This is a genomic window from Kribbella sp. VKM Ac-2569, from assembly GCF_004216905.1.
Classification (GTDB): Bacteria; Actinomycetota; Actinomycetes; order Propionibacteriales; family Kribbellaceae; genus Kribbella.
The window spans coordinates 1,396,415-1,414,223 of record NZ_SGXJ01000002.1; the positions used below are offsets into that span (position 1 = coordinate 1,396,415).

Annotated in this window: 14 protein-coding genes; 7 read left to right on the top strand and 7 right to left on the bottom strand. The window is 69.0% G+C overall.

Translation table 11 applies throughout. The annotated features are described in order from the left end of the window. Window positions 1–8 precede the first annotated feature (8 nt). The 5 genes from radA (at window position 9) to EV649_RS19950 (ending at window position 5,970) form a co-directional block, all read left to right on the top strand. Window positions 9–1,409: a DNA repair protein RadA gene (gene radA / locus EV649_RS19930; RefSeq protein WP_130384922.1), complete on the top strand. Its 1,401-nt coding sequence runs from the start codon at window positions 9–11 to the stop codon at window positions 1,407–1,409. Window positions 1,410–1,537: 128 nt separating this feature from the next. Then, window positions 1,538–2,476 carry a beta-ketoacyl-ACP synthase III gene (locus tag EV649_RS19935; protein WP_130384923.1) on the top strand — a complete coding sequence of 313 codons (939 nt, stop codon included), beginning with the start codon at window positions 1,538–1,540 and terminating at the stop codon, window positions 2,474–2,476. Window positions 2,477–2,655: 179 nt separating this feature from the next. Further along, window positions 2,656–3,750, top strand: a complete 1,095-nt coding sequence (gene disA / locus EV649_RS19940) for a DNA integrity scanning diadenylate cyclase DisA (RefSeq protein WP_130384924.1) — start codon at window positions 2,656–2,658, stop codon at window positions 3,748–3,750. A 121-nt stretch (window positions 3,751–3,871) separates the two neighbouring features. After that, window positions 3,872–4,447 carry a PadR family transcriptional regulator gene (locus EV649_RS19945; RefSeq protein WP_130384925.1) on the top strand — a complete coding sequence of 192 codons (576 nt, stop codon included), beginning with the start codon at window positions 3,872–3,874 and terminating at the stop codon, window positions 4,445–4,447. Beyond that, window positions 4,423–5,970, top strand: coding sequence for a DHA2 family efflux MFS transporter permease subunit (locus tag EV649_RS19950; RefSeq protein ID WP_130384926.1), 1,548 nt, complete (start codon window positions 4,423–4,425; stop codon window positions 5,968–5,970). The genes EV649_RS19945 and EV649_RS19950 overlap by 25 nt, the downstream gene beginning before the upstream one ends. Here EV649_RS19950 and EV649_RS19955 read toward each other — a convergent pair. Beyond that, complete coding sequence (locus EV649_RS19955; RefSeq protein WP_130384927.1) at window positions 5,941–6,600, bottom strand: hypothetical protein; 660 nt, start codon at window positions 6,598–6,600, stop codon at window positions 5,941–5,943. The genes EV649_RS19950 and EV649_RS19955 overlap by 30 nt on opposite strands. Window positions 6,601–6,764: 164 nt before the next feature. Between EV649_RS19955 and EV649_RS19960 the strand changes: the two genes are divergently transcribed. Then, entirely contained in the window at window positions 6,765–7,634 is an 870-nt protein-coding gene (locus EV649_RS19960) for an A/G-specific adenine glycosylase (RefSeq protein WP_130384928.1), read from the top strand. Between the two features lie 54 nt (window positions 7,635–7,688). On the opposite strand, the gene EV649_RS19965 is transcribed toward EV649_RS19960, so the two are convergent. From EV649_RS19965 to EV649_RS19990, 6 genes are all read right to left on the bottom strand, one after another. Then, window positions 7,689–8,636, bottom strand: a complete 948-nt coding sequence (locus EV649_RS19965) for a DivIVA domain-containing protein (RefSeq protein WP_130384929.1) — start codon at window positions 8,634–8,636, stop codon at window positions 7,689–7,691. A gap of 72 nt (window positions 8,637–8,708) precedes the next feature. Then, window positions 8,709–10,625 carry a kinetoplast-associated-like protein gene (locus EV649_RS19970; protein WP_241998399.1) on the bottom strand — a complete coding sequence of 639 codons (1,917 nt, stop codon included), beginning with the start codon at window positions 10,623–10,625 and terminating at the stop codon, window positions 8,709–8,711. A gap of 317 nt (window positions 10,626–10,942) precedes the next feature. Further along, complete coding sequence (locus EV649_RS19975; protein WP_130384931.1) at window positions 10,943–13,489, bottom strand: ATP-dependent Clp protease ATP-binding subunit; 2,547 nt, start codon at window positions 13,487–13,489, stop codon at window positions 10,943–10,945. 337 nt (window positions 13,490–13,826) lie between these two features. Then, window positions 13,827–14,156 carry an Lsr2 family protein gene (locus tag EV649_RS19980; protein WP_130384932.1) on the bottom strand — a complete coding sequence of 110 codons (330 nt, stop codon included), beginning with the start codon at window positions 14,154–14,156 and terminating at the stop codon, window positions 13,827–13,829. Between the two features lie 217 nt (window positions 14,157–14,373). Next, window positions 14,374–15,894, bottom strand: coding sequence for a lysine--tRNA ligase (gene lysS, locus EV649_RS19985; protein WP_130384933.1), 1,521 nt, complete (start codon window positions 15,892–15,894; stop codon window positions 14,374–14,376). A gap of 9 nt (window positions 15,895–15,903) precedes the next feature. Next, the gene (locus EV649_RS19990) at window positions 15,904–17,127 is read right to left on the bottom strand and encodes an MFS transporter (protein WP_130384934.1); all 1,224 of its coding nucleotides are present in this window, start codon (window positions 17,125–17,127) and stop codon (window positions 15,904–15,906) included. Between the two features lie 58 nt (window positions 17,128–17,185). Here EV649_RS19990 and EV649_RS19995 point away from each other — a divergent pair, with 58 nt between their 5' ends. Beyond that, window positions 17,186–17,752: a winged helix-turn-helix domain-containing protein gene (locus EV649_RS19995; protein ID WP_198682568.1), complete on the top strand. Its 567-nt coding sequence runs from the start codon at window positions 17,186–17,188 to the stop codon at window positions 17,750–17,752. The last annotated feature ends 57 nt before the right edge of the window (window positions 17,753–17,809 follow it).

Sequence of the window (17,809 nt, forward strand, 5' to 3'; positions counted from 1 at the left end):
TTGTTCTCATGGCTAAAGCGGGGACGCAGGCGAAGGGCAAGGCGGCGTACGCGTGCTCGGAGTGCGGATGGACCGCGGCACGGTGGATCGGGCGGTGCGGCGAGTGCCAGGCCTGGGGCACGGTCGCCGAGGTCGGTGCGCCGAAGGCCGCGCGGATCACCGCCGGTCCGGTGACGTCGCCGGCGATGCCGATCGCCAAGGTGTCCGCGATCGAGGCCGAGTCCCGCCCGACCGGCATCGGCGAACTCGACCGCGTGCTCGGCGGCGGTGTCGTGCCGGGCGCGGTGATCCTGCTCGCGGGTGAGCCGGGCGTCGGCAAGTCCACGCTGCTGCTGGAAGTCGCGGCGCAGTCGGCCCGCGGCGGCCAGCGAACGCTCTACGTGTCCGGTGAGGAGTCGGCCGCGCAGGTGCGGCTCCGGGCCGGGCGGACCGACGCGCTCGTCGACGAACTCTTCCTGGCGGCCGAGACCGATCTGGGCGCGGTGGTCGGTCAGGTCGACGCGGTCGAGCCGTCGTTCCTGGTGATCGACTCGGTGCAGACCATGGCGCACCCGGAGGTCGACGGGGCGCCGGGTGGCGTGACGCAGGTCCGCGAGGTGACCGGTGCCCTGGTCCGGCTCGCGAAGGAGCGGCACATCGCGGTCGTGCTGGTCGGGCACGTGACGAAGGACGGCGCGATCGCCGGTCCGCGGATGCTCGAGCACCTGGTCGACGTCGTACTCGCTTTCGACGGCGACCGGCACTCCGGCTTCCGGATGGTGCGCGCGACCAAGAACCGGTTCGGCCCGTCCGACGAGGTCGGCTGTTTCGACATGGTCGACACCGGGATCGTCGAGGTCACCGACCCGACCGGGCTGTTCGTCTCCGAGCACGCCGAGCCGGTGGCCGGCACGTGCGTGACGGTGATGATGGAAGGCCGTCGCCCGCTGCTGGCCGAGGTGCAGGCACTGGTCGGCCCGTCCGCCGCACCACAACCGCGCCGCACCACGTCCGGGCTGGAGTCGTCCCGGGTCGCGATGGTCCTCGCCGTACTGGGCAATCGCGCCGGCCTGAAGCTGGCCGACCAGGAGGTGTACGTCGCCACCGTCGGCGGCGTGAAGATCACCGAGCCGGTCGCCGACCTGGCGGTCGCGATCGCGGTCGCGTCCTCGGTGATGGACAAACCGATCCATCCCGGGCTGGTCGCGATCGGCGAGGTCGGCCTGGCCGGCGAGGTACGGCGGGTCGGCGGCCTGGAGAAACGGCTTGCGGAAGCCGCCCGGCTCGGGTTCACCAAGGCGATCGTCCCCGCCGATATCCCGAACCGGAGCAAGGACGTGAAGCCGATGGACATCCAGAAGAAGTACGGCCTCCGCACCTTCGCCGCCCCCGACCTCCGCTCCGCCCTGCTGGCCGCGGGCCTCGCATAGAACCCCTGTGGCCAACGCCACAGGTGAGACGGGGGATCTACAGCAGGTAGGTCGGGAACGTACCCTGGGTGGCCAACGGGTTCGATGAGGGGCCCGGTTCCCCCGCCGGATGACTGCAGGAGCACTTGATGACCGGATCCAGAGTTGCCGCGCTCGGCCACTACCAGCCGGAACGGGTGCTCACCAACGACGAGCTCGCCACCATGGTCGAGACCAACGACGAGTGGATCCAGAGCCGGGTCGGCATCCGGGAGCGCCGGATCGCGGCGCCCGACGAGCAGGTCGACGAGATGGCCTGGCGGGCCGCCGACAAGGCCGTCGCGAACGCGGGGATCGACACCTCGGAGATCGACTACGTCGTGGTCGCCACCTGCACCGCGATCGACCGGTCGCCGAACATGGCCGCCCGGGTCGCCGCGCGCCTCGGCCTCGGCAACCCGGCCGCGATCGACCTGAACACCGCATGCTCGGGCTTCGCCTACGCGCTGGCGACCGCCGACCAGGCCATCCGTGCCGGCGCCGCGACGAAGGCCCTGGTCATCGGCGTGGAGAAGCTCAGTGACTGGACGGACTGGACCGACCGCACCACCTGCGTGCTGATCGGTGACGGCGCCGGCGCGGCCGTACTGGTCGCGAGCGACGAGCCCGAGGTCGGTCCGGTGGTGTGGGGTTCGGTGCCGGAGATGTCGGACGCGGTCCGGATCGAGGGACGCGACGGCCCGTTCGCGCAGGAAGGACTGAGCGTCTTCCGCTGGGCCACCACGCAACTGCCGGAGATCGCCAAGCAGGTGTGTGCGAAGGCCGGCCTGAAGCCCGAGGACCTCGGCGGCGTCGTCCTGCACCAGGCCAACCTGCGCATCATCGAGCCGCTCGCGAAGCGGCTCGGCGCGGTCAACGCAGTCGTCGCCAAGGACGTCGTGGAGTCCGGCAACACGTCGGCCGCGAGCATCCCGATCGCGCTGTCGAAACTGGTCGAGAAGCGCGAGATTCCATCCGGCGCGCCGGTGCTGCTGTTCGGATTCGGCGGCGGTCTGTCGTACGCCGGTCAGGTCATCCGCTGCCCCTGACGCAGCAGGCGTCGTACCTCCGACCACCTCGTCCACGCGGGAAATCAGAACTGCACAGTCCGATGCACGGGCGAGTGCACGCGCATGCGCCGCCGCGGGCCGATCCGCGAGCGCCGTACCGGGCGCTGCGGCAGATATCCGGACAACGGCAGGCGGCTGACCGCATAGACTCAGGTTCCGTGGCGGCGAACACGGACAAGAACAGCACCGGCGCCCGGCTCCGCGCGACGCTCGCGGCGGTGGCGCCCGGTACCGAACTACGCGAAGGACTCGAACGGATCCTGCGCGGGCGGACCGGCGCACTGATCGTGCTCGGTCACGACAAGGCGGTGGACGCGATCTCCACCGGCGGCTTCGAGATCGATATCGAGTTCACCGCGACCGGGTTGCGGGAGCTCAGCAAGATGGACGGCGCGATCGTCCTCGACCGGGACGCCACCCGGCTGATCCAGGCCGCCGTGCACCTGATGCCGGACCCGTCGATCGTCACCCAGGAGACCGGCACCCGGCACCGCACCGCGGACCGTGTCGCGCGGCAGACCGGGTTCCCGGTGATCTCGGTGTCGCAGTCGATGCACATCATCGCGCTGTACGTCGACGACCAGCGCTACGTGCTCGAGGACTCCGGCGCGATCCTGTCCCGCGCCAACCAGGCCCTCGCCACCCTCGAGCGCTACAAGCTGCGGCTGGACGAGGTGTCCGGCACGCTGTCCGCCCTCGAGATCGAGGACCTGGTCACCGTCCGGGACGTGGCCGCGGTCGCGCAGCGGCTGGAGATGGTCCGCCGGATCGCGACCGAGATCGACGGGTACGTCGTCGAACTCGGCACCGACGGCCGGCTGCTCACCCTGCAGCTCAACGAGCTCGTCGCGGGCGTGGCCGGCGAACGTGAACTGGTCGTCCGCGACTACCTCCCGCCGGCCACGGGTCGCCGGCCCAAGACCGCGGACGACGTACTGCTCGAGCTGGACGCTGTCAGCCCGACGGACCTGCTGGACATCGGCCAGGTCGCTCGGGCTCTGCAGCTCGGAGGCGCCGAGCAGCTGGACGCGGCGGTCACCCCGCGCGGCTACCGACTGCTGGCCAAGGTGCCGCGACTTCCGGGTGCGGTCATCGATCGGTTGATCGACCACTTCGGTCACCTGCAGAAGTTGCTCGCGGCAAGCATCGACGACCTGCAGACGGTCGAGGGCGTCGGCGAGAACCGGGCCCGCACGGTCCGCGAGGGCCTGTCCCGGCTGGCCGAGTCCAGCATCCTCGAGCGCTACGTGTAACTACCCGCGGTCAGCAGACGCCTTCGGTTCGTGAACGAGCCGGAGGCGTCTTGCATTCCTGCACGCATCGGCGAATACTCCACATGGAACATTTCGTGCGGAGCAATCCAGGTGGAGGATCATGGCGGCCGAACTGACCCCGTTGGCGATCTCGGTCCTGGCGTTGCTCAAAGAGGAACCGATGCACGCCTACGAGATGTACCAACTGCTCGTCAAGCGACACCACCACTGGCTGGTCAAGGTCCGGCCCGGCTCGCTGTACCACACGGTCGAGCGGCTGGCGCGGCAGAACTACGTCCGCGCCACCGGCACCGAGCGCGCCGGGAACCGCCCGGAGCGCACGACGTACGAGCTCACCCCGGAAGGCGACGCCGCCCTGACCCGGCGCGTGGAGACGGGCATCGAGGAGTACGTCCACGAGTACCCGCTCTTCCCCGTCGTGCTGAGCGAGGCGCACAACCTCGAGCCCGAGGACGCCGTACTGCGGTTCCGCCGCCGGATCGCGGACCTGGACAACTGGATCACCGACATCGACGAGGCCCTCGCCGACGCCCAGGCGCGAGAGGTGCCGCAGGTGTACTGGATCGGCGGCACCTACCTCCTGACCCAGCTGACCGCCGAGCGCGACTGGCTCACCACCACCATCGAACGTATCGAGAGCAAGGACCTGGAATGGCAACCTCGCAACAACCCGTGAGGCCTCCGGAGGTGCGGCCGTGGCCGGCGCTCTGGGCATTGGTGCTCGGCTTCTTCATGATCCTGGTCGACTCGACCATCGTCTCGGTCGCCACCCCGGCGATCCTCGAGGACCTCGGGGCGGACGTCGGCACGGTCGTCTGGGTGACCAGCGCGTACCTGCTCGCGTACGCCGTACCGCTCCTGATCACCGGCCGCCTCGGCGACCGGATCGGCCCGAAGAAGCTGTACCTGACCGGGCTGGCGCTGTTCACGCTGGCGTCGGTGTGGTGCGGGCTCACCAACTCGATCGAGATGCTGATCGTGGCTCGGGTGTTCCAGGGTCTCGGCGCCTCGATGATGACGCCGCAGACGATGGCGGTCATCACCCGGATCTTCCCGCCGAACCAGCGCGGCCGGGCGATGAGCCTGTGGGGCGCGACCGCCGGCGTTGCCACGCTGGTCGGCCCGATCCTCGGCGGTGTCCTGGTCGACGGGCTCGGCTGGCAGTGGATCTTCTTCATCAACGCACCGGTCGGCGTGGTCGGGTTCGTGCTGGCGATGCGGCTGGTGCCGGACCTGCCGACGCACGAGCACAAGTTCGACCTGATCGGAGTCGTGCTGAGCGCGGTCGGACTGTTCCTGCTGGTGTTCGGGATCCAGGAGGGGCAGAAGTACGACTGGGGTCAGATCAAGGGCCCGATCTCGGTCTGGTCGCTGATCATCACCGGCATCGTCGTACTGGCCATCTTCGTCGTCTGGCAGTCCCGCAACCGGGGCGAGCCGCTGCTGCCACTGGGGCTGTTCAAGGACCGCAACTTCTCGCTGGCGAACGTCGCGATCACCACGGTCGGGTTCGCGATCACCGCGATGGCGTTCCCGCTGATGCTGTGGGCGCAGGCGGTCCGCGGGCTGACGCCCACGCGATCGGCGCTGCTGCTGGTGCCGATGGCGGTGATCGCGGGTGCGCTGTCGCCGTTCGTCGGGCGGCTGGTCGACCGGACGCCGCCGCGGTTCATCGCCGGGTTCGGGCTGCTGTGCTGCGCGGTCTCGCTGTTCTGGATGAGTCAGGTGATCGAGCCCGACGTTCCGATCTGGCAACTGCTGCTGCCGATCGCCTTGCTGGGTGTCGCGAACGGGTTCATGTGGGCGCCGATCGGCACGACGGCGACGCGGAACCTCCCGATGCACCAGGCCGGTGCCGGGGCCGGCGTCTACAACACGACGCGACAGGTCGGCGCAGTGCTCGGCAGTGCGAGCATCGCCGTACTGATGGAGTCGCGGCTGGCGCACAACCTGCCGGCGGCGGCCGGCGGAGCGCCTGCGGGCGAGGGATTCTCCAGCGGCCGGCTGCCGGAGATGGTCCGGCAAGGGTTCAGCGACGCGATGGCGCAGTCGATGGTGCTGCCGGCGCTGGTGCTACTGGTCGGGCTGGCCGCCGCGCTGCTGTTCACCGCGCCGAGCCACCTGCAGAAGCAGCCGGACGATGCGACTCAGCCGGTCGAAGCCGGCTCATCAGACGACCGTGAAGGCCTGGGCGCCTGACAGGCGTCCGTCGTACTCGGCCTTGACGACATAGGTTCCAGGCTTGGCGATCGGTTGACCCGGAAGGCAGCCAGGCCTGGACCGATGTCCGTTCCAGGGCACCGTGACCGCCGCTTGTTTGCCCTTGGCAACGACAAGGGTGGCGGTCTGGATCGCCTTGTCGCACTGGCTGGTGCTCCAGATCTGATCCGTTCCGGACGTCACGGTGACGGTCAGCTTGTCGGCGTTGACGGTCGCCTTGCACCCGTCGTCGAGCGGCGTGAACTGGATGACGAAGTTCAGCATCGAGCCGGAGACGATCTTCCGGTTCCCGGGCAGTGCGTCGATGCTGAGGTCCGAGCCCTGGCAGGTGAGGTCTGCGGGTGGCGTGGTCTTCGTCGGCTTCGGGGTCGGCGTCGGCGACGTACTCGGCTTGGTGCTCGGCGTCGTCGTCGGGGTTGAGGCCGGTGCGGCGCCGGTGGGGTTCGGCTGCGGGTCCGACGCGGCGGCGTTCTTCGTGTCGTCGCCACCGCCCGCGAACAGCCGGGAGATCAGGATGACGAGCACCACTACGACCGCGAGCACTAGTCCACGCCGGAACCAGTACACGCTGGCGGGCAGGTGCCCGACCGGACGGAGCAGACTGCTCATGAAGCGCACTCTAATATCGGCTCCGTGCAGGACCACACAGGCTCGCCGCTGTACATACTGCCGCGACTCCGTCGCGGCGGGTCACGGGGCTTTGACTCCCGGTCTTCCCTCGTCGCTCCGGTCGCTGCGCTCCCTACGCTCCTCAGTCCAGACCGGGAGGCCCCGTGACCGCTCTCCATGACCCAGTACTGCGCTGGTACGACGCCAACGCGCGGGAGTTGCCGTGGCGGGAGCCGGATGCCGGGGCGTGGGCTGTGATGGTCAGTGAGTTCATGCTGCAGCAGACACCGGTGAATCGGGTGCTGCCGGCGTACCGGAGCTGGCTGGAGAGGTGGCCCAAGCCGGTGGACCTTGCCGCAGAGGCTCCTGGTGAGGCTGTGCGGGCCTGGGACCGGCTCGGGTACCCTCGGCGCGCCCTCCGGCTGCACGCGGCCGCTCAGGCGATTGTGGAGCGCCACGGCGGCGAGGTGCCTGACGATCACGAGGCGCTGCTCGCGCTGCCCGGCGTCGGGACGTACACGGCCGCCGCGATCGCGTCCTTCGCGTTCGGCCAGCGGCACGCGGTCGTCGACACGAACGTACGTCGGGTCCTCGCGCGCTCCCTCACCGGCGTCGCGCAGCCGAGCATCTCCCCCACCGCGGCCGACCAGCGCCTCGCCGTCAGCGCACTACCCGCCGACGAGCGCACCGCCGCCCGCTGGGCCGTGGCCTCCATGGAGCTCGGCGCCCTCATCTGCACCGCCCGTACGCCGCGCTGCGCCGACTGCCCCATCCAGTCCCAGTGCGCGTGGGTCCTGGCCGGAAGCCCGCCGTACGACGGCCCTCCGCGCCGCGGGCAGACCTACGAAGGCACCGACCGCCAAGCCCGCGGCCGCCTTCTGGCCGTACTGCGTGCCGCATCGGCGCCCGTACCGAAGACCGAGCTGGACACCTGCTGGCCGGACCCCGTCCAACGCGAACGAGCCCTGGACGGACTGGTGGCCGACGGCCTCGTCGAACCCCTCAGCCGCAGTCGCTACCGCCTACCTGCGTGACAGACCAAGACGCCGGCTCGAAGGTTTCGAGCCGGCGTCTTTGGTGGTGGTGCTTCAGTTCTTCTTGCTGCCGGCCGGTGCTTCTTCGTCGTCGGCCAGCAGGTCGAGCGGCATCGCGGGCTGACCGGACAGCGTCGCCAGCATCTGGCGGACGTTCGTCAGCTGCGCGTTGATGCTGTCCCGGCGCTGCGTCGCGGCCGCGAGCTCACGCTCGGACTCGGCGCGGATCCGCTCGGACTTGTCCTTCGCGGCGGCGACGATCTCCTGGGCCTGCCGGTTCGCGTCGGCCAGCTGCTGCTGGGACAACCGCTCGGCCTCGGAACGCGACCGGTCGGCCTCCCGCTGCACCTGCGCAGCGCGGTCGGTGACGGCGGCCAACTGCTGCTCGGCGAGCGCCGTACGGGCGGCGAACTCCTGCTCGACCTTGCCCCGGCGCTCGGCCAGGGTGGTCTCGAAGGCGGCCGCGGCCTGAGCGGACTTGGCCCGCTCCTGCTCGTACAGCGCCTGGGCCTCGCTGCGACGCGCGGTGGCGTCGCGCTCGGCCTCGTCGCGCATGTCGTCGGCCTGGGTCCGGGCCTCTTCGAGGATCCGGGCGGCCTCGGCGTCGACCTCGCTCTTCCAGTCCAGGGAGTACTGCTCGGCCTCCTTGCGGACCTTCTTCGCGTGCGCCTCACCGTCGGCGACGATCGCCTCCGCGTCGGTGCGGGCGCGGGTCACCAGGTCACGGGCCTCGTCGTCGGCCAGCGACAGGATCTTCGCGACGCGCTCACCGAACTCGGTGAACGTCGGTGCGCGGTCCTTGGAGTCCTCCTGGGCGGAGATGACGGCCGCCTCCGCCGCGTCCGTGCGGGACTGCAGCTCCTGGACGTGGCGCTGCAGCTGCTCGGACTGCTGCTGCAGAGCGGTCAGAGAGGTGGTCAGCTCACGGATGTGCTGATCCACCTGGGCAGGCTCGTAGCCGCGCAGAACGGTACGGAACGGGGTTGGGCTTTCACTGCTCATGTTTTCCGATGCTCACTTCGATGGGTGGGTGGATCACACATTGTCACTGACAAGGATCTGACTGTCACGTCCTCATCCTGATTCCCCCGTGGAACCCTCACTGGAGGACATTCCACCACCTGGGCGGAACCCCGGTACAGCGAGTGCCTCGATCACACCCGAAAGCTGGGTGAGCTCCTTGGTGATCTCATCACGGCGCTGGTTCAGCGCAGCGACCCTCGCCTCGGCTTCGGCGAGAAGTTTTCGGGCCTGGGCACGCAGGCTGTCGGCGTGCTCGCGGGCCTGGGCCTCGAGTTGCTGAGCCTCCGCGCGGGACTTGCGGATCAGCTCGTGCGACTGGCGCTGCGCCGCGGACAGGTCGTTGGCCGCTCGCTCCCGCAGTACCTGGGTGCTCTGCTCGGCCTCGGCCTCGCGGCGGTTGGCGCGCTCGATGATCTCCCGCGCGTCCTCGGCGGCCGAGGCCTTCAGCCGGTCGGCGCGGGTCTGCGCCTGGGCGGTGACCCGCTCGGCCTCCTGCTTGGCCGCGGCCAGGGTCGCCTCCGCCTGCTCGCCGGCCGAGTACAGCGTGGTCTCGGCGAGCTGGGTCAGCTCGGCGTTCTCCCTGGCGATCGCGTCCTGGGTCTGCTTGAGCCTGCTCGTCGACCGGCCGACCACGCGGCGCAGGTGCGCGCGCTTCTGCTTGAGCAGCTCGGCCGCGTCGACGGCGGCCTGGTCGCGGATCGACTGCGCCTCGGACTCCGCGGCACCGATCAGGTCGTCGACGGTCTTCTTGCTCCACAGCGTCTGCTTCTCGGCCTCGACCATCGCCGCCTCGGCCGCCCTGTTCGCGTCCTCGACGATCCGCTGCGCCTCTGCCGCCGCCGTCCGCCGGTCCGCCTCGATCGAGTCCACGACCAGCTTGGCCTGGGCCCGGGCATCCGCCATCAGCCGCTCGTTACCGGCCTCGGTCTCGGCCTTCCGCTCGGCGATCTCCGCGACCGCCTCGGCCCGCAGCTTGTCGATCTCCAGCGAGATCGCGGCCAGCTTGGCCCGTTCGGTCTCCTCGAGCTCCGCCGTACGGCGTTCCAGCTCGGTCCGGTTCTCGCCGCGCAGCCGCTCGATCTCGGCATGCGCCGCGGCGATCTCGACGCGGGACCGCTCCCGGGCGGCCTCGACCTCGCGCTCGACCGCGGCCCGCAGCTCGCCCGCCTCGGACTCGGCCCGGGAGATCAGGTCGGCCTCGTTGCGGCTGGCGGCCTGCGACACCAGCGCCGCCTGCTCACCGGCGTCAGCGACCAACTGCTGCGCCTCGCGGCTGGCCCGCTCCACCATTGCCTGGGCCGACTCGCGGGCCATCCGGGCCTCGTCGAGCAGCTCGTCGGCCTCGTCCTTCACCCGGCGCGCTTCACCCTCGGCCGCCGCAACCCGCCGATCCGCAGCCGCCTGCGACTCCGACCGCAACTTCTCGGCCGCCGCCTCACTCTCCACCCGAAGCCGCTCGGCCGTCGCCTCCGAGTCCGCCCGGCGCTTGGCCACCTCTTCGGCAACCTCGGCCCGGAGCTGCTCGGCGGCGGACTCCGACTCGAACTTCAGCCGCTCCGCGATGGTGGTTGCCTCGGCGCGGACGCGGTCGGCCTCGGCCGTCGACTCGGAGGTCAGTTTCTCGGCTGCGGCGGCAGCGTCCCGGCGTACCCGCTCGGCGTCGGCTTCGGACTCGGTGCGGAGGTGCTCGGCGGCGCGCTCGGCGTCGTTCAGCACGCGCTGGGCGGCCGCCATCGCGTCGGACCGGAGCTTCGCCGCGGCAGCCTCGGCGTCGGCCTTGAGGCGCTCGTTCGCAGCCCGGATCCGGCCGGCCTCGTCGCGGGCGAGGTCGTTCTCGTGCTCTGCCTGCTCGCGGAGCGTGTCGGCGATCCGCTGGGCCCGCTCGAGCACTCCACCCGCCTGCCGCACGCCAAAGGAACCGGTGTCGGCGACCGGTTCCTGGGTCAGCGGTAGACGCGGAGCGTCCATGCGACGAGATGATTCCATCCTCGGCCCCCTTTCCGACAGTCCGGGTCCGAACAGCGTGGTCACAGGGTTACAACGCGGCAGGCACGCGTTAAGTAACTGCTTGCTCAGCAGTCGCGCGATCTTCCCATCGATCCGATTGCGACGGAAGCCGTCTCCGTATCGAAGCGATCACGCTCCGCAGGACGATACGACCAATCAGTAGCCTTCGCGCAAATCAGGCGTGTCTTATCGGTACGCCGAAGCGCACCGCAGTACTGCCACGGACAGCAGAAGGCCCCGCGCGGTTCGCGCGGGGCCTTCTGGTGATCAGCGATCGATCACGTGTCCTGCAGACCGGTGGTGCCGGTCGTGCCGCCGGTGGTGAGGTCGGTGAGCTCCAGGTCGGAGGCCGTCGACTTCTGGTTACCGGTGAAGGTGAAGTACTCGGGCAGTCCGTCGCCGTCGACCGTGCCTTCCGGTGCCGCGTCGACCAGGACGATCTGGCCGGGACGCAGTTCCCCGAACAGGATCTTCTCGGCCAGGATGTCCTCGATGTCGCGCTGCAGTGCGCGACGGAGCGGACGGGCACCCAGGACCGGGTCGAAACCACGCTTCGCGGCGAGTTCCTTCGCCGCCGCCGTGAGCTCGATGCCCATGTCCTTGTCCTTCAGCCGCTGCTCGATCTGGGCCACCATCAGGTCCACGATCTTCACGATGTCTTCCATCGTGTGCTGGTGGAAGACCACGATCTCGTCGACGCGGTTCAGGAACTCGGGCCGGAAGTGCTGCTTCAGCTCCTCGGTGACCTTCGCCTTCATCTTCTCGTACGACGACGTGGTGTCGCTCGCCTGCGAGAAGCCCAGGCTCACCGCCTTGGCGATGTCCTTCGTGCCCAGGTTCGTGGTCATGATGATCACGGTGTTCTTGAAGTCGACCACGCGGCCCTGGGCGTCGGTCAGACGACCCTCGTCCAGGATCTGCAGCAGCGAGTTGAAGATGTCCGGGTGGGCCTTCTCCACCTCGTCGAACAGCACCACGCTGAACGGCTTGCGGCGTACCTTCTCGGTCAGCTGGCCACCCTCTTCGTAGCCGACGTACCCAGGAGGCGAACCGAACAGCCGGGAAGCGGTGTGCTTCTCCGAGTACTCCGACATGTCGAGGCTGATCAGCGCGTTCTCGTCGCCGAACAGGAACTCGGTCAGCGCCTTCGACAGCTCGGTCTTACCGACACCGGACGGGCCGGCGAAGATGAACGAGCCGCTCGGGCGGCGCGGGTCCTTCAGGCCGGCGCGCGTACGCCGGATCGAGCGGGACAGCGCCTTGACCGCGTCGGTCTGGCCGATGTAGCGCTTGGCCAGCTCCTTCTCCATGTCGAGCAGCCGCGAGGACTCCTCCTCGGTCAGCTTGAAGACCGGGATGCCGGTCGCGGTGCTGAGCACCTCGGCGATCAGCTCCTCGTCGACCTCGGCGACGACGTCCATGTCGCCGGCCTTCCACTGCTTCTCACGCTCGGCCTTCGCGTTGATCAGCTTCTTCTCGTCGTCCCGCAGCCGGGCGGCGCGCTCGAAGTCCTGCGCGTCGATCGCCGATTCCTTCTCCCGGCGCACGGTGGCGATCTTCTCGTCGAACTCCCGCAGGTCCGGCGGAGCGGTCATCCGGCGGATCCGGAGCCGGGCGCCGGCCTCGTCGATGAGGTCGATCGCCTTGTCCGGCAGGAACCGGTCCGAGATGTACCGGTCGGCCATCTGCGCGGCGTTCACCAGCGCGGCGTCGGTGATGGTCACTCGGTGGTGTGCCTCGTACCGGTCGCGGAGGCCCTTGAGGATCTCGATCGTGTGCGCGATCGAGGGCTCGGCCACCTGGATCGGCTGGAAGCGGCGCTCCAGCGCGGCGTCCTTCTCGACGTACTTGCGGTACTCGTCGAGAGTGGTGGCGCCGATCGTCTGCAGCTCACCGCGGGCCAGCATCGGCTTCAGGATGCTCGCCGCGTCGATCGCGCCCTCGGCCGCGCCGGCCCCGACGAGGGTGTGGATCTCGTCGATGAACAGCACGATGTCGCCGCGGGTGCGGATCTCCTTGAGCACCTTCTTCAGGCGTTCCTCGAAATCACCGCGGTAGCGCGAACCGGCCACCAGGGCGCCCAGGTCGAGGGAGTAGATCTGCTTGTCCTTCAGCGTCTCCGGGACGTCACCACGGACGATCTGCTGGGCCAGACCTTCCACGATGGCGGTCTTACCGACGCCCGGCTCACCGATCAGGACAGGGTTGTTCTTGGTACGCCGGGACAGCACCTGCATGACCCGCTCGATCTCCATCTCGCGCCCGATCACCGGGTCGAGCTTCGCCTCACGAGCGGACTGGGTGTAGTTCCGGCCGAACTGGTCGAGCACCAGGGAGCTGCTGGGTGCACCCTCCGGAGCCGTGCCCTGCGGCGACGACTCCTTGCCCTGGTAACCGCTCAGCAGCTGGATGACCTGCTGCCGGACCTTGTTCAGGTCCGCACCGAGCTTGACCAGGACCTGCGCTGCGACACCCTCACCCTCGCGGATGAGGCCGAGCAGGATGTGCTCGGTGCCGATGTAGTTGTGGCCCAGTTGCAGGGCCTCGCGCAGGGAGAGCTCCAGCACCTTCTTGGCGCGGGGGGTGAACGGGATGTGCCCGCTCGGTGCCTGCTGCCCCTGGCCGATGATCTCCTCGACCTGGGAGCGGACGGCCTCGAGCGAGATACCCAGGCTCTCGAGAGCCTTGGCGGCGACCCCTTCACCCTCGTGGATCAGGCCGAGCAGGATGTGCTCGGTCCCGATGTAGTTGTGGCTGAGCATCCTGGCTTCTTCCTGTGCCAGGACGACTACCCGACGGGCGCGGTCCGTAAATCGTTCAAACATCGCCAAAGCGCTCCTTGCCTCAGAGGAGTCGGACGTGCCGTGTTGGCCGACCCCCGTACATGCATGCTAGTCCCCGGTGCCGACAGGCTCGCTCTCGGCGAACACCCGATCACGAGTCCATCGGCCGTCTGGGCGGCATCACAAGGGAACAACCGCACTGGTAACCAGCGTGTTCCCGGTTCACCGCGATCCGACAGCGTGTTCGCCACCAGCGAATTCCCAGAACTGCCTGCCCGGTCAGCCATCAGACCCGACACGCCGTGTCCCACTCTGTGAAACAACCGGAATGCGGACGGTCCCGGCACCCAATCGGGTGCCGGGACCGCGACAGCTGAAATTACTTCGCGTCGTTGTACGCCGCACGCACCTCGGCGGAGATCCGGCCGCGCTCGCTGACCTCGTAGCCGTTCTCCTTGGCCCAGGCCCGGATGTCCGCGGAGTCCGAGGCCGACCGGCCGCGGCCGCGCGCCCGGCCCGCCGCACCCCGGCGGCCGGCCACCCGGCGTCCCGAGCCGACATACGCGGCGAGGGCGTCGCGCAGTTTCGCGGCGTTCTTCTTGGACAGGTCGATCTCGTACGTCGTTCCGTCCAGCCCGAAAGTGACGGTCTCGTCGGCCTTACCGCCGTCGAGATCGTCCTCGAGAACCACCTGCACCCTTTGCGCCATCGATGACAACCTTTCCGCGCCCGCCATCGGGCACAATCCCCCTGCTGAATTGTTAGCACCTGATTTGTACCGCACAAACCAGGTGCTTGTCATTCATCGACGCTGTGCAGTCATGGTGACCTTGAGTATTCATCCGGTTCGAACCGGCCCGTCCGGAATGAATTCGGCCCCTGGATTTGCGAAGGCCGTCAGTTGTGCTATGCAACGACCTGGAAAATCACTCCGGACGAAGCAACGGGAACAGAATCGTCTCCCGGATACCGGTCCCGGTGAGCAACATCACCAAGCGGTCCAGGCCCATCCCCATCCCGCCGGCCGGCGGCATCCCGAATTCCATCGCGCGCAGGAAGTCCTCGTCGAGATCCATCGCCTCCGGATCGCCCGCGGCGGCCAGCAACGACTGCTCCACCAGGCGATCGCGCTGGATCACCGGGTCGTTCAGCTCCGAGTACGCAGTTCCGAGCTCGACGCCGTTGAAGATCAGATCCCAGGCCTCGACCAGCCCCGGAATTTCCCGGTGCGGCTTCGCCAGCGGTCGTGCCGACTCCGGATAGTCGCGGACAAAGGTGGGCTGGATCAGCGTGTGCTCGCAGAGCTTCTCGAACAAGTCGACGGCGATCTCGCCCGCATTCCGGCCCGGCTGCAACTCGACGTCGTGCTGCTCGGCCAACTTGGTCAGGCCGGCCACGTCGGTGGTCGCGTCGACACTCTCCCCGACCGCTTCCGAGAGCAGCCCGAAAAGCGTCGCATGCCGGAACGGCTGCTCGACGTCGATGGTCGAACCGTCGCGCCCGGTGATCGTCGTACGACCGATCGCACGGCCCGCGTTCCGGATCAGCTCCTGGATCAGCTCGGCCATCGTGTCGTAATCGCCGTACGCCTCGTACGCCTCGATCATCGAGAATTCCGCCGAGTGGGTGGAGTCCAGCCCCTCGTTACGGAACGTCCGGCCGATCTCGTAGACCCTGTCGACGCCGCCGATCATCGCGCGCTTGAGATCGAGCTCGAGCGCGATCCGGAGCTTCATCTCCTGGTCGAACGCGTTCAGGTGGGTCGAGAACGGCCGGGCCGCGGCGCCGCCGTTGGTCAGCTGCAGCACCGGCGTCTCGACCTCGACGAAGCCGTGACCGTCGTACGTCGCGCGCAGCGCCTTGAGGACGGCTGCCTTCGCGCGGACCATCTCGCGCGCCTCGGGACGCACGATCAGGTCGACGTACCGCATCCGGACCCGCGCCTCTTCGCTGAGCGGCTTGTGCTCGTTCGGGAGCGGGCGGAGCGTCTTCGCGGCCATCTGCCACGCGGTCGCCTGCACGGACAGCTCACCGCGCCGGCTGGTGATCACCTCGCCCTGGACGGACAGCAGGTCGCCGATGTCGACGAGCTGCTTGAACCGGGCCAGCTCCTCCTCGCCGAGGTCGGCGAGCGAGAACATCACCTGCAGCTCGGTCCCGTCCCCCTCGCGGAGCCGGACGAAGCAGAGCTTGCCGGTGTTCCGCAGGAAGATCACCCGGCCGGCCACCGAGACCTGCTCGCCGGTCCGGGTGTCGGGCTCCAGGTCCTGGGCGTCGTACTTCGCCCGCAGGTCCTTGAGCAGGTGCGTCCGGGCCACCGAGATCGGGTACGGCGGCACTCCTTCCGCCAGCAGGCGGTCACGCTTCTCCCGGCGAACCCGCATCTGCTCGGGCAGGTCGTCCTGCCCGCTGTCGGGGTTCACCGGGTCCACGTGTGCGTCAGTCATGCCCAAAGGCTAGTGACTGAGTGCCTCCAGCTCCGAATCCTTTGATTCGTCCTTGCTCCGGGCGACCAGGGCGCCGACGATCGCGGCGGCCACGACGCACGCCACTCCGCAGGTCACGAACGTCCCGCGCGGGCCGAGCAGAGCACCGGCCAGACCGCCCAGCAGCATCGCGAGAATGCTGAACGAGCGGACCGTGCCGTTCAGGGCCGCGATCACCCGGCCACGGACGGCCTCGGCGGACCTGGTCACTACCAGTGCGCTCGTCGCAGCGTTCAGCATCCCGCTTCCGACGCCGATCGTGGTGGCCCCGATCAGCAGGGTCACGAGATTCCCCGCCAGGCCCATCAGCACACTTGATCCGCCGATTGCCGCCATTCCCACGACGACGCCCACCGCCCGAGCCCGGTCGCCGTTCAGCCGGCCGCTGTACCAGGCGCCGAAGATCGCCCCGGCCCCGGTCGCCGCTCCCGCTGCGCCGTACAGAGCAGGTCCGAGGCCGAGCTCGCCGGTGATCAGGAAGACCTCCACGACGTTGACCGCCTCGCCCGCGACCACGAACATCCACAGCGCCGGGACCAGGATCTTCAGGATGTCGTCGCCGAAGATGGAGCGCAGTCCCGCCGAGACTCCGCCGCGCTCGCGAGCGGCGCCGGGCTCCGGCCGGCGGCGAGTGCGGACCAGTTGCGCGATGACCACCAGAGCGAGGAAGGTCGCGGCGTCGACGAGCAGGGCGCCACGGCTGCCGACCCAACCGACCAGCACACCACCGGCCGCCGAGCCCGCCAGTGTCGCGACCCCGATCAGCGCCTGGCTGGTCCCGGTGGTGCGACCAACGAGTTCCTCGCCGACGATCCGCGGGATCAGGGCTCCCCATGCCGGGCCGGCAACAGCCTGGCCGATCTGAAGCACGCACACCAGCGCCAGCGTGTTGACCAGGTCGTGCACGAACGCCAGCCCGATGCCGGCGACGACCTGCAGCAGCCCTGACCAGACCAGGACCGTGCGCGAGTCGAACCCGTCCACGATCCGCCCCGCGAACGGGATCATCACCACGGTCGGTACGGCGAACGCGAGCAGCAATGCCGTGACAGCCGCCGGCCCGTGACCGTCGGAGACCCGCAGCATCAGCGCGATCATCGCGATCGAGTCGCCCGCGTACGACAGCGCGCGGGCGGGCAGCACCAGCCGGATGTCCCGGGACGACCAGATCGAGGTCTGAAGTGTTTGCTTCATAGTTGTGAAGTAAACACTTCAGACTTTGCGGCGTCAAGCGGTTCGCTACGCTGACCTCGTGGCGAAGAAGAAGCGGCTGGTGATCACGGACCCGAAGGCGATCCGCGCCCTCGCGCACCCGGCCCGGCAGCGGGTCATCGACGAGCTGTTCAACGGCAAGGTGCTGACCGCGACCGAGTGCGCGGAGCTCGCCGGGCTGACGCCGTCCGCGATGAGCTACCACCTGCGCGCGCTGGAGAAGTGGGGCATCATCCAGCGCGCCGACGAATCCGCCGACGGCCGCGAGCGGCCCTGGCAGGCACCGGCCGCCAGCCTGGTGATCTCGTCGCAGTCCACCGGCGCCGGGCGGCTGGCGAGCCAGGCGATGATCAAGACCGCGATGGACGCGGTCCTCGACCAGTTCGTGGACATGGATGCGGACGATCCCTGGGACGGCGTCAGCTCGATGAGCCGGTCCCGGTTGTGGCTGACCCGTGACGAGGCGGAGCAGTTCAACCAGGACCTGATCGACCTGGTCGACCGCTACAAGAAGACCCGGACGGCCGCGAGTCATCCGGCCGGAACGCGTGAGGTGACGTCGCTGATAGCCGTCGTACCGACCGGGGATCCGCCGAAGGACAGCTGAACCGTTAGCTACGGATCCGCGGATCTCGGAGTACCGTCGAATGAAGAGGTACTTTCC

What these genes read in the sequence shown, in the direction of transcription:
- EV649_RS19935 (WP_130384923.1), top strand. Translation starts at nt 1,538, where the DNA reads ATGACCGGATCCAGAGTTGCCGCGCTCGGCCACTACCAGCCGGAACGG.
- EV649_RS19990 (WP_130384934.1), bottom strand. Translation starts at nt 17,127, where the DNA reads ATGAAGCAAACACTTCAGACCTCGATCTGGTCGTCCCGGGACATCCGG.
- EV649_RS19945 (WP_130384925.1), top strand. Translation starts at nt 3,872, where the DNA reads ATGGCGGCCGAACTGACCCCGTTGGCGATCTCGGTCCTGGCGTTGCTC.
- EV649_RS19955 (WP_130384927.1), bottom strand. Translation starts at nt 6,600, where the DNA reads ATGAGCAGTCTGCTCCGTCCGGTCGGGCACCTGCCCGCCAGCGTGTAC.
- EV649_RS19950 (WP_130384926.1), top strand. Translation starts at nt 4,423, where the DNA reads ATGGCAACCTCGCAACAACCCGTGAGGCCTCCGGAGGTGCGGCCGTGG.
- EV649_RS19970 (WP_241998399.1), bottom strand. Translation starts at nt 10,625, where the DNA reads ATGGACGCTCCGCGTCTACCGCTGACCCAGGAACCGGTCGCCGACACC.
- EV649_RS19980 (WP_130384932.1), bottom strand. Translation starts at nt 14,156, where the DNA reads ATGGCGCAAAGGGTGCAGGTGGTTCTCGAGGACGATCTCGACGGCGGT.
- EV649_RS19965 (WP_130384929.1), bottom strand. Translation starts at nt 8,636, where the DNA reads ATGAGCAGTGAAAGCCCAACCCCGTTCCGTACCGTTCTGCGCGGCTAC.
- lysS (WP_130384933.1), bottom strand. Translation starts at nt 15,894, where the DNA reads ATGACTGACGCACACGTGGACCCGGTGAACCCCGACAGCGGGCAGGAC.
- radA (WP_130384922.1), top strand. Translation starts at nt 9, where the DNA reads ATGGCTAAAGCGGGGACGCAGGCGAAGGGCAAGGCGGCGTACGCGTGC.
- EV649_RS19975 (WP_130384931.1), bottom strand. Translation starts at nt 13,489, where the DNA reads ATGTTTGAACGATTTACGGACCGCGCCCGTCGGGTAGTCGTCCTGGCA.